This is a genomic window from Rhizobium grahamii CCGE 502 (genome assembly GCF_000298315.2).
Taxonomy (GTDB): Bacteria; Pseudomonadota; Alphaproteobacteria; order Rhizobiales; family Rhizobiaceae; genus Rhizobium; species Rhizobium grahamii.
Genome location: NZ_AEYE02000010.1, coordinates 134,321 through 145,499 on the forward strand (window position 1 = coordinate 134,321; position 11,179 = coordinate 145,499).

General features: G+C 60.4%; 6 protein-coding genes. 2 read left to right on the forward strand and 4 right to left on the reverse strand.

Annotated features, from left to right (window positions below; genetic code table 11):
* On the reverse strand, positions 1-777 hold the full coding sequence (locus RGCCGE502_RS08185) for a competence/damage-inducible protein A (protein ID WP_016553684.1): 777 nt from the start codon (positions 775-777) through the stop codon (positions 1-3).
* 220 nt (positions 778-997) lie between these two features.
* Between RGCCGE502_RS08185 and wrbA the strand changes: the two genes are divergently transcribed.
* On the forward strand, positions 998-1,594 hold the full coding sequence (gene wrbA / locus RGCCGE502_RS08190) for an NAD(P)H:quinone oxidoreductase type IV (protein ID WP_016553685.1): 597 nt from the start codon (positions 998-1,000) through the stop codon (positions 1,592-1,594).
* 72 nt (positions 1,595-1,666) lie between these two features.
* Here the strand turns inward: wrbA and RGCCGE502_RS37185 are convergent, their stop codons facing one another.
* From RGCCGE502_RS37185 to RGCCGE502_RS08200, 3 genes are all read right to left on the reverse strand, one after another.
* Positions 1,667-1,804 carry a hypothetical protein gene (locus RGCCGE502_RS37185; RefSeq protein ID WP_016553686.1) on the reverse strand — a complete coding sequence of 46 codons (138 nt, stop codon included), beginning with the start codon at positions 1,802-1,804 and terminating at the stop codon, positions 1,667-1,669.
* Positions 1,805-2,035: 231 nt separating this feature from the next.
* Entirely contained in the window at positions 2,036-2,722 is a 687-nt protein-coding gene (locus RGCCGE502_RS08195) for a response regulator (protein ID WP_019279782.1), read from the reverse strand.
* Between the two features lie 7 nt (positions 2,723-2,729).
* A complete protein-coding gene (locus tag RGCCGE502_RS08200; RefSeq protein WP_016553688.1) occupies positions 2,730-4,202 on the reverse strand; it encodes a sensor histidine kinase in 1,473 nt (490 codons plus the stop codon).
* Positions 4,203-4,580: 378 nt separating this feature from the next.
* Here RGCCGE502_RS08200 and RGCCGE502_RS38715 point away from each other — a divergent pair.
* On the forward strand, positions 4,581-11,179 hold a 6,599-nt coding region (locus RGCCGE502_RS38715; protein ID WP_016553689.1), incomplete at its 3' end, for a peroxidase family protein.

Below are 11,179 nucleotides of genomic sequence, written 5' to 3' on the forward strand. Positions count from 1 at the left end.
CTAGGCCTCTGCCGAGCGGTTTTCCGTAACCTCCTTTGCCTGGCGAATGGTTTCGATCATGGCGCGCACGTCGACTCCCGCCGCGTCGATCGCATTCTGGGAGCGGCCACGGACGACGATTTCGGTCGAGAACGCTTGCCCGACGTATCGGGGGTAGGAGCCTATGTTCGTCTCCGGATGAGCTTTTTGGATGGCAGCCAGCGGCGTGCCGATGTCACCCTCTCCGAACGGGCAGGAGATGCCAAGCGAGAGCACCCGCGTGCCGGTGCGCAATGTCGGGATGACCGCGTCGACCATGGCCTGGAAGACTTGCGGGACACCGGCCATCACGTGAACGTTGTCGATAACGAAGCCTGGCGCGGTGGAGACGGGGTTGCGGATGTGGCGCGCACCTTTTGGCATCCGGGCCATTCTCTTCCTGGCGTCGGTGAATTCAAGGCCGCGGCTGGCATACATATCGCCGAGTAGTGTCATTGCGTCGGCATCGTATTCACACGGCAGCCCGAATGCTGCCGATACGGCATCGGCGGTGATGTCGTCATGGGTCGGCCCGATGCCCCCTGAGGTGAAGACATAGTCGTATTTTACGCGCAAGGCGTTGAGCGCTGCGACGATCGCATCTTCCTCGTCACCGACGATACGGACCTCCTTGAGGTCGATGCCACAAAGCGTCAGCACATCCGCCAGATGGCCGATATTCTTGTCCTTGGTGCGGCCGGATAAAAGTTCGTCGCCGATGGCAAGCATGGCGGCGGTGACAATAGTCTCATTGGTCATGGGAAATTTCCGAACATTTGGATCCCCACATAGGTAGCGCCCTTCGTCGGTCTTGCAAACCGGGTCGCCGCCGCTACTCACGCGACTGGCTGCAAGTATTTTTTCGTCTATGGCCATTGAACAGTGCGTTCTGCCACGAGGGGCTATGTTGATGGCGACTCGCTGCTAAGTTTCCACCGCTTACGAATTCAAACGCAAATTCCCTGATGGAGATAAGTAAATGGCGAAGGTACTCGTGCTCTATTATTCGGCCTATGGCCACATCGAAACCATGGCCTATGCCGTGGCCGAAGGCGCAAAGTCGACTGGCGCTGACGTTGTTGTCAAGCGCGTTCCGGAACTGGTCCCAGACGAGGTTGCCAAGGCGTCCTACTACAAGATGGACCAGGCTGCGCCGGTTGCCACCGTCGATGAACTTGCTGATTATGATGCCATCATCGTAGGCGCCGGCACGCGGTTCGGAACCGTTGCGTCGCAAATGCGCAATTTCTGGGATCAGACCGGAAGCCTTTGGTTTGCCGGAAAGTTGGTCGGCAAGGTAGGCTCCGTTTTCACCTCGTCGGCAACGCAACACGGCGGTCAGGAGTCCACCATCCTCGGCTTCATCCCTACGTTCCTGCATCAGGGCATGATCGTCGCTGGACTCCCTTATGCTTTCCAGGGCCAGATGGGCGTTGATGAAATCAAGGGTGGTTCGCCCTATGGCGCCTCCACCATCACTGACGGCGACGGATCACGCCAGCCTTCCGCGATTGAACTGGAAGCCGCCAAATATCAGGGCGCACACGTCGCCAAGATCGCCGCGAAGCTCGGCTGATCGATTCCATCCTGGCAGGCGCGGCTATCAGAGTCGCGCCTGCTTCAAGGCGCAGGCAGTTTGCCGGCTGCGTCAGCCATAGAGCTCGTGCAGCTTCACTGCGTAGAAAAGAAGCGGTATTCCGAGGACCGCAATTGCGATCATGAGTGCCGTTCCCGCCCGGAACAACTTGAGACGTCGCGTTCTCGTGCCATCCCAATCGTAAACCATCGCCTTACTCCCACAAGACAGCTTACAACCATGCGCAGCCCCAACCGCGATCCTTCTGGCGCGCGCATACAAGCACATTCGAGAGCGATGATAAAGAGCAGCTTCCAGCAGCTGTCTGCTGTGGCTACGGCGCGAGAAGGCTGCGCTGCGGCAGTCAAGGCCCCTCTGGTGGTCGCGACAAGGCTGATTGATCAGGCTGCAATACGGCAACCACCGCAAAATTTCGGACCGCTAAATTTGTCCAGATAGTCTTGAAGTGCCGCCGCCCATTCTGTCTGTGGCGCTTTGTTGCGCCAGTAGCGCTATTTCGACACGGTTTCGCAGGCCAAGCTTGGCGAGCAGTCGCGAGACGTGAAACTTGACCGTCTTTATCTGGACGCCGGTGGCTTCGGCGATCTGACGGTTCGTCTGGCCCTTGCCGATCAGGGCGAAGACGGTGGCCTCCTTAGCGGAGAGTTTTGCGACCAGACTGTCTGTTTTCCGGCCTGCCGAGACATTGCGGATCACGTCGTAAAGCCGCATGCCGATGTTCGATGAGAGATAGGAGTCGCCGGCGGCAACCGTTTGGACCGCCGATATCAGATCCGGAGCCATCGAGCCTTTGAGCAGGTAGCCCGTGGCGCCGGCTTCGAGCGCTTCCAGAACATCGTCGTCCTCCTCGGAAACCGTCAACATGACGATCTTCACGTCCGGCCAATTTTGCCGTATCTCGCGCGCCGCGGCGATCCCGCTGCCGGGCATGGAGATGTCGAGAAGGATCACATCGGGCTGACACTGTTCCGTCAGTGCGATTGCCTCGTCCTTCGTTGCGCCTTCACCCACCACCTTGATTTTTCCGGACGCCGAAAATGCCTGGATGACGCCCATTCGAAACAGCGAATGATCGTCAGCGACAATAACCGAAATAGCCGATTGCATGCCCAATTCAGTGCTCCATGTCGATCGTCATCTCCAGCCGCGTACCCTTGGGGGTGCGACTGGCGAAAGTAAGTGCTCCGCCGAGGCTCTCGACACGCTGCCGCAAGCCCTGAATGCCCATGCCGCCGATGTGGCGAGCGGTGGATTGTTCGCCCGGTTTAAGGCCGTCATCACACACTGCCAGCATCAGCTTCCCATCGACAAGTGCGCATTCCACCTTCTGGCCATTGGCGCCAGCGTGCCGATGAGCATTGTTGAGGCCCTCCTGCAGGAAGCGATAGATGCAGGTCTTGATCGCAACCGGCAGCTCCGGATTGGCCCGGCAGGGCTCGAACAGCACCCTGCTTCCCGTGCGGGCCTCGTGGTTGCGGATGACCCTCGCGACGATCTGGTCGAGGTCGAGGCGCTCGATATCCGGCAACAACAGGGAGCGTGCGATCGTCCGAATTTCCGCCAGCGCCTCCGATAACGTCGAAGACACCGTGTGCAGCGCGTCGTCACGTTCGCCGCGGTTCTTGGCAACCCGAACGGGCTCGAGCTGCAGTAGGGCGTAGCTGAGGAGCTGGCCTGGGCCATCGTGCAGATCTGCCCCGATCCCGCGTGCGAAGTTCTCGTTCATGCTCGCCAAACGCACGGACGCCTCGCGATCCCGCTTTCGCAATTCCTGCACCTCGTCGCGTGCGCGTTCAGCCTCCTCAGCGCGGCGATTGAGCAGCTTCCGTTGCCGTTCGATTGTCATGCTCGCCCGATGTACGATGCCGAACAGCCCGAGCATAACGAGCGCGGATGTGGCTGCAACTATGCCCCAACTCTGGAATTGCAGCTGCAAAAGGTGGTCGCCAACCACGGTGGCGTCCTCATGAATTTCGGCAACCGCAAAGACCGCGCCCGTATCCTTGTCGTGAATGGGGCTGTATATCTCCAGATAGGGCGTCGTGAAGTTTCGCTGGGTATGTTCACCTGCTTCCAAATCTGCGTGTTGCGCCGCGACCTCGCCAGCAAGCGCGCGCTTCATGCCCTCCGGAGCATTGAAGCGTTTGCCGACAAGTTCCTTCGAAAGCGAATAGGCAACCGTGCCATCCGGCAGCCAGACCTCCAGATACGGAAAGCGCTGCCGGACCTCGGGCGCGGCAAACAGTCGATCGAGTTCGGCCACCGCGGTGCTCGACAATTGGGTCGTGACCTCAAGTTCCTGCGCGATCGGCTGTATCATCCGCTGGACCAGCAGTGCCGTCGACGCCGCACGGCTGTTGGTTGCGTTGCTGACGAGGATCCCGGCTATTAGATGTCCCGCGATCGTTGCTGTGATCAGAATAAGAAGGCCGCTCGCTAACAGGAAACGAACAGAGAGTGTCTGCCGCGCGATCCAGTCCTGTGTCGGCAATCGAATGCGCGTCGCGGCAGAGGAGACGCCAACAGCCTTGGAAACTCGCGACGTCGTACTATCCGTCTTTCCTTCCGCGGGGATCCCTTCAAGCAACCGTTGCCTCCTCCAGCAGCGCACGTCTCACCTAGGTAACCATACTCGCAATATCCGGCCGGATTTCCAGCAGAAAATCAAAACACGATGAAAGACGACCCGGAACTGGTCAGAGGTCTAGGTAAAACCTGGGCTCCGACGGATCCAATGTAAAACCAAAGCACGATTTTCCGATCGGACGTTAATCGAATACTTCGTTGGACTTTCCGGCGTTCAAGTAAAGTCCAGTATTTGTCATTCTTGATTATCGTCAAATGACGAGCTCATCAAAGCTCGGCTTTCGACAAATGGAAACCGCAGAACCAGCCAGCTGCCGTCAGGCAGGTGGAATGGCGAAGCTTTGAAAAGCCGCGACGATCGCGGACCGTGGAGGATAGAATGGTCCAGCTCAACAAACATGACCTCGAGTTCATTCTGAAGCAGATCAAGGTGGCTGAAGCGCACGCGGCAGGAACGCCGCTGACGGAACTGGTTTCCAGCCAACTCATCCCTTACGGACTGCGCACCGTGGATGGCAGCTATAACAATCTCGCGCCGGGCCAGGAGCATTTCGGGTCCTCCGACCAGATCATGCAGCGGCTGCTCGACGCTCAGTTCAAGGTCGCCGAAGGCGGCAGCAGCTACACCCAAACCTCGGGCAACGTCTACGACTCGCAGCCACGCGTTATCTCAAACCTGATCGTCGACCAATCGATCGGTAACCCTGCAACCATCCTCTCGGCGCTTACCAATCTCGGTCACAGCGATCCCTATGCCTTCCTGGGCCAGACGGCGAACGCCACCGCCTATCTTGCAGCCGTCGACGCCTACGAGACCCATTCAGCGGCTGAAAAATCAGTCGCCGCGGCCAAGGGGGCGCTCGCTGCGCTTTACTACAGTCCCGTGCCACCGACACCGGAAGCAGTCGCTACAGCGCAAGCAGCCATCGCCGCGGCAGAAGAGCAGGCGGACGGGGCGCTGGCAGTCAAAAACTTTGCCTACAGCACGATGGAACAGCTGCTCGGTGTGACGATGGAGGGCGACTCCGTTCTCATCCCCAACGTGTCAGCCGACCTCGGTGATACAGCGCCGTTCAACGGCTTCTTCACACTGTTCGGTCAGTTCTTCGATCACGGCCTCGATCTCGTCAGCAAAGGTGGCAGTGGAACCGTCTATATTCCGCTGCATCCGGACGATCCGCTCTACGTGCCGGGAAGCCCGACCAATTTCATGGTGCTCACCCGCGCGCAAAACCAACCGGGGCCTGATGGCGTCGTCGGCACCGCGGACGACATTCGCGAACACACGAACGAAACCACCCCGTGGATCGACCTCAATCAGGTTTATACGTCGAACCCATCGCACCAGGTGTTCCTGCGCGAATATGTTCTCATCGACGGCAAACCAATGGCGACCGGCCACATGCTCGAAGGCGTCAACGGCGGCCCGCCAACCTGGGCCGATATCAAGGCCCAAGCCCGAGATGTGCTCGGGATCATCCTGACGGACCAGGACGTTCTCCGCGTTCCCGCGATCGCGACCGACTTTTATGGTGAGTTCGTCCGCGGCGTCAACGGGTTCCCGCAACTGGTAACGATGACCGGCGGCCTCGAAGGCAATCTCGCCGATCCCGTTGCCGCATCTGATGCTCTTTCAGCTGGCCGCGCCTTCCTCAATGATATCGCTCACACGGCGGCGCCCGTCCTCGCAGACGATGACGGCGATCCCTCAACGCCGGCAGTCCTGATGCCTGACGGCGATGCCGATGTGGGTAACGCCGTCCCGGTAGACAATCGCGGCAACAATCTTGCCTATGACAACGAACTCCTCGACGCGCACTACATCGTCAGTGACGGGCGTGGCAACGAAAACATCGGCCTGACCTCCGTTCACCACCTCTTCCACCACGAGCACAACCGACAGATCGACGCGATCAAGCACGAATTGATCTCCGGGCCTGATGCGGATGTAGCCTTCCTCAACGAATGGCTTCTGGAAGACGTGGCCGCACTTCCGGCGAGCCAGGCCGAGATCGACGCCCTTGTCTGGGATGGCGAGCGGGTTTTCCAGGCCGGTCGCTTCTCGACCGAAATGGTCTACCAGCATCTCGTCTTTGAGGAATTCGCCCGCGCGGTGTCGCCAAACATCGACCCATTCGTTTTTTCCAATAGCGTGGACATCGACCCCGCGATCGCGGCCGAGTTTGCGCATGTCGTTTATCGCTTCGGCCACTCGATGCTGACCGAAGATGTATCCCGCCTCAATTTGCTGCTCGGGGGGGACGGCGAAGTGACAGGGCAGGAACAGGCAGACGTCAAACTGATGGACGCCTTCCTCAATCCTGTGATGTTCGCCGCGAGCGGCGTCGACGCGGAGGCGGCCGCTGGGGCCATCCTTCGCGGCATGAGCCGGCAGGTCGGCAATGAGATAGACGAGCACGTCACCGATGCTCTGCGCAACAATCTCGTCGGCCTGCCGCTCGACCTTGCGGCACTCAACATGACACGCGCCCGCGAGACCGGCGTGCCATCACTGAACGCTGCGCGTCGCGATTTCTATGCGCAATCCCAGGACAGCATGCTGAAACCCTACGAGAGCTGGTTCGAGTTCGCGCTGTCGCTGAAGAATCCGGCGTCTCTGATCAACTTCATTGCGGCTTACGGGACGCATTCGACGATCACCCTGGCAACGACGCTTGAAGAAAAGCGGGCCGCTGCCACCGCGCTCGTCCTCGGTGGCACGGGCGCGCCTCAGGATCGTCTGGACTTCCTCAATGGTACGGGTGCGTGGACATCTCAGGCGAATGGTGTGACGACGACCGGCCTCGATACCGTCGACTTCTGGATCGGTGGGCTTGCCGAAAAGAAGATGCCGTTCGGCGGCATGCTCGGCTCGACCTTCAATTTCGTTTTCGAAGCCCAGATGGAAAAGCTGCAGAACGGCGACCGCTTCTATTACCTGAGCCGCACTCAGGGCCTCAATCTCCTCAACGAGTTGGAAGCGGATTCCTTTGCGCAGCTCGTCATACGCAACACCGACACCGAGGACCACGATGCTCATCTCAACGGTGCGGCCTTCCAGACGGCCGACTATGTCCTCGAGATCGATCAGGCAAAGCAGTTCAACGCCGGTTTGGATGCGGCTGATCCGATCGGCACCAATCCCATCCTCCAGGCGATCAATCCGCTCGTCATTCGCCAGGATCTCGATGGCGACGGGACCGTCGATTATCTCCGCTTCACCGGTGGGGAGCATGTCGTCCTCGGCGGAAGCTCCCGCAACGACACGCTCATTGGCGGCGAGGGTGACGATACGCTGTGGGGCGGTGCTGGCGACGACCGGCTGGAAGGCGGCTTCGGCGTCGACCATCTGCACGGCGGCGATGGTGACGACATCATCACGGACAGCGGCACGGACGTCGGTGCGGCCGACGTCATCCACGGCGATGCCGGCGAGGACGTCATCAACGGCGGCAACGGCATGGATCTGATCTTCGGCGGCGATGACAGCGACTTCATCTACGGAGGCAGCGAAAGCAAGACGATCAGCGGCGGCGAAGGCAACGACTTCATCCGCGGCCCAAGCGGCCCGAGCTTCGTTGCCGGCAATGAAGGTGATGACTGGCTCGAAGGTGGCGACGGCTTCGATACACTTGCCGGCGAGAATTCGGAGCTGTTCTTCAACTCGACGATCATTGGGCACGACGTTCTGAACGGTCGCGGCAACGACAACGACTACGACGCCGAATCCGGCGACGACATCATGTTCCAGGGCCCCGGCATCCAGCGTAACAACGGCATGGCCGGCTTCGACTGGGCGATTCACAAGGGTGACACCCAGCCAGCCAACTCCGACATGAATATCTCGATCTTCGTGAACCAGCAGAACAACATCTTGCGGGATCGCTTCGATCTCGTGGAGGGCCTTTCGGGCTGGACCGGAAACGACGTGCTGCGTGGCCGCGATGTCGTGATCGGGGCGTATGACGAAAACGGAAACGCCGCCCAGGTCGATCCTGATGCGCCGCTGGACTCCTATTCGAACGCACTGCTTGCCAAGAACCTGCATCTTGTCGGCGGGCTGGAAGAGCTGACAGCGCATCTTCAGCGCACCGAGGTGACGGTCGCCGGCAAGACCGAAACGATCGTCATGGATACATCCGATGCCTCGGACATCATTCTTGGCGGTGCCGGCAGTGACGTTATCGAGGGGATGGGCGGCAACGACATCATCGACGGCGACAAGTGGCTGAACGTACGCATTCAGGTGACCCCGGACGCATCCCGGGGACAGAACTGGTCCGCGTTCAGCATCGATACGCTATCCGACATCCAGGCGAGGATGTACTCAGGCGAGATCAAGCCCGGTCAGTTGCAGATCGTGCGCGAAATTCTGGATGGCGGTAGTGCCGACGATGTCGATACAGCGATGTATTGGGACAGCTTCGAGAACTACACCATAACCGGCAATGCCGATGGCAGCCTCACGGTCGCCCACACGACGGTCGGTCCGGCGGTCGTCGACCAAACCACTGGCCGAGCTCGCGAAGCGGATGGCACTGATCGATTGTTCAACGTCGAGAAGCTTCAGTTCGCCGACAGGATCGTCGATACGGATATCTTCTTCAATTCATCCGCGACAGGCGCGCCCTTCATCTCAGATCAGACACCCCTGGAAGGCCAGACTCTAACGGTAGACGTGGCATCGATTGCAGATGCAAACGGGCTGGGCACCTTCAGCTACCAATGGCAGTCCTCTGCCAACGGAACAACGTGGACGAACATTGCCGGTGCGACCAACGCATCGTTTACCCCTCAGGACCTGCCGTTGACGCTTTTCGGCGCGCAGGCCGGGCTTCAATTGCGCGTCGTCGTCAATTTCGTGGACGGATTTGGCAATGCCGAGCAGGTTATCTCGGCAGCCACCGCTCCTGTTGGCGTGAACTGGAGCAGCCTCGTTGGCCTGACGCCGTTCAATGGCACGGAGGGTGACGATGTCGCGAGTGGCGCACTGCTCGGCGAGACGCTGAACGGAAATGGCGGCAACGATATCCTGAATGGCGGCGGTGGCGGGGACACCATTACCGGCGGTGCTGGCAACGATACGATCAACGGTGGCGCCGGCAGTGACACGGCTGTCTTCAGCGGACCTCTCACAAACTACAGCTTTGCCGCGACGCTCGCCGGCCAGAGTGTGACCCTCACCATTACCGATACGACCGGGGCGGAAGGCGTCGATGTGCTGACGGCTGTCGAAACGCTCCGTTTTGCAGGCGTCAACTATGCGATCGTGGCCGGCAACAATCTCGCCAACGCCAATCTGAACGGTGCGGCGGGAGCCAACGGATCACAGGCGATCTTCGGGTTCGATGGCGTCGATACGATCAATGGAGGCGCTGGCAACGACATCATCCTGGCCGGTGCCGGCAACGATACGATCACGCAGATCGGCAGTACCGGAGGTCGGGATTTCATCGACGGTGAAGCGGGCATCGACACCTACCAGCTCAATGGTGTCGCAGGCGACGAGGCCTTTGTCATCTATACCCGCACCGCCGCGGAGGCAGCTCTCAGCGGCATCGAATTCCATCAGGCAACAGAAATCGTCATCACTCGCAATGGCGCGGTGATCGCCGAGCTCGACAATATCGAAGAGATCACGGTCAATACGCTTGCCGTCTCGCAAAATGACGGCAACGGCGTCCCCAACGGCGGTACGAGCAACGGTGACACGATCACCGTGGTCGGCGATTTCACCGAAACCAGCCTGAATTTCAGCACGATCACGATCGACGGAACGACCGGCAACGACACGATCGACATTTCAGCACTGCAGTCTGCGCACCGGATCGTGTTCAAGTCGAACGGCGGCAGCGACACAATCGTCGGGACGCTGCGGCCGCAGGATGTGATCGTGTTGGCGCCGGGCGCGGTACTGGCCGATTACGCCGCGACTGAGGCTGATGGCATGACCACCCTTTCGAACGGCACGCACACGGTCAGCTTTGCGAGCTCGGGCGCACCGAGCTTCCGGGAATGGACCAATGGCGACGATGAAGATGATCACGATGGGCAGAATGGGGGTGACGACGATGATGATGACAACGGTGATGGCCATGGTGGCGGCAGTGACTGCGGCGACGATGATGGCCAGAACCAGGGCGGCGGCGACGACGATGGCTCCGGTGACGGTGGTTCCGATCCGCTACCGGTTGCGGCACGGACATTGATCGGGACGGCTGCCGGTGAGGTTCTGCTTGGCGCCGCTGGTGCGGATACGATCCTTGCCGGTGGTGGTGGGGATATCGTTGCCGGCGATGCGGGCTCCGACATCCTTCGCGGCGAGGACGGCGACGACGTGGTGACGGCCGGTGACGGCAACGACAGCGTCACCGGCGGGGCCGGCGACGACGAGCTGCATGGCGGGGCGGGCGACGACATGCTGTTCGGCAATGCCGGCAAGGACATGATCCATGGGGAAGCGGGCAACGACTTCATCGAGGGCGGTGCCGGCGAGGATCAGGTCTGGGCCGGTGACGGCGACGACACGGTGATCGCCTCTGCCGGTGACGGCGACGACCAGTACTGGGGCGGTTACGGCAACGACACGCTGGACTATGCGGTGGCGAGCGCGAACCTGACGGTCGACCTCGGCAACGGCTTCATGCAGCGTGGCCAGGTGTCGGGCGGCACGACCGGGACGGATGTGGTCTACGGCTTCGAGAACGTCATCACCGGTTCCGGCCATGACACGATCACGGCAACGGCCGCGGTCAACATCATGGACGGCGGGCTCGGTAACGACACCTTCCGCTTCCTGTCGGCAGGGGCTGCCGACGGCGACACGATCCACGGCTTCCAGCCTGGGGACAAGATCGACTTTGCGGCGATCGACGCCAATGCGGACAGTTCCGGGGTGCAGCACTTCACGCTTGCCAGTGGCGGTTCGCTGACGGCGGCGGGTCAGGTGGTGGTGACGCACGAGGTGCTTGATGGCGA